We start from the raw sequence: 1,266 nt of genomic DNA on the forward strand, positions 1-1,266 counted from the left end.
TGTAGTGGCATAGTTAATTTGGCCACCCATTAAGAAAGAAATGTTATGCTAATAAGCATACAAATTTGGGTGAAAAAATGACGAAATTAAAACGCGCAACGTATTCTGCGGCAATCAAGTTAGAAACAGCTCAGCTTGTAGTTGACCAAAGTTATACTCAAGAAGAAGCAGCCAAAGCGATGGGGGTGGGTAAATCAACCGTCAGTAAGTGGGTTACTCAATTAAAGCAAGAGCGGAATGGCCAGACACCATCTGCTTCACCAATGACGCCCGAACAAATTGAAATCCGCGAACTTAAAAAGCAAATCCAACGCATTGAATTAGAAAAGGATATATTAAAAAAGGCTACCGCTCTCTTGATGTCCGACTCCCTGAACAATTCTCGTTAATTGAGAAGCTAAATCAACGAGAGCGTTACCCAATTAGCGTGCTGTGTAACGTGTTCAATGTGCATCGTAGCAGCTATAAATATTGGGCTGTACGGGATACAACGCCGACGCCAGAGCAAGTAAGGCTAGAGGCTGAAGTTAAAGCAATACATGCAATGAGCGGTGGCTCAGCTGGGGCACGGACAATCGCAGCAATTGCAACGAATAACGGTTTTGAATTAAGCCGTTATCGCGCCGCTAAGCTCATGATTAAACTAAAACTAGAGAGCTGCCAAGTACCACAACATCAATATAAAAGGGGTGGTAATGAGCATCTTGAAATCCCAAATTTGCTAGATAGGCAGTTTGATGTTGTTGAGCCAGATACCGTGTGGTGCGGTGATGTGACGTATATTTGGGTAGGTAATCGCTGGGCTTATTTAGCCGTTGTTATTGATTTATTTGCACGTAAAGTCGTTGGTTGGGCCATGTCGTTGTCGCCAGATACTAATTTAACGCTAAAAGCACTTGAACTCGCGTATGAAAGTAGAGGAAAACCGACAGGACTGATGTTTCATTCAGACCAAGGTAGTCATTATACAAGTTTAAAATATCGTCAACGTTTATGGCGCTATAAAATTACACAAAGTATGAGCAGGCGCGGAAATTGTTGGGATAATGCGCCAATGGAGCGATTTTTTAGAAGCTTTAAAACGGAGTGGATGCCAAAGGTTGGATACGAAAACTTTAAAGATGCTAAATATAGTGTGAGTGATTATATCAACGGATATTACAACAACGTTAGGCCACATCATTATAATGCTGGTTTAGCGCCAAATGAATCTGAGGTTAGATACCAAGATTCTAAAACTGTGGCCAAAATTAGTTGACCACTACA

Annotated in this window: 1 protein-coding gene; it reads left to right on the forward strand. The window is 41.5% G+C overall.

The annotated features are described in order from the left end of the window. The first annotated feature begins 77 nt into the window (after window positions 1-77). A protein-coding gene (locus MTF64_RS19810; RefSeq protein WP_248452438.1) for an IS3 family transposase occupies window positions 78-1,258 on the forward strand; the annotation gives its coding sequence in 2 pieces (ribosomal slippage) (window positions 78-336 and window positions 336-1,258; 1,182 coding nt in all). Window positions 1,259-1,266: the final 8 nt, after the last annotated feature.

It is taken from the genome of Pseudoalteromonas sp. 2CM41L (assembly GCF_023161905.1).
GTDB lineage: Bacteria > Pseudomonadota > Gammaproteobacteria > Enterobacterales > Alteromonadaceae > Pseudoalteromonas > Pseudoalteromonas atlantica.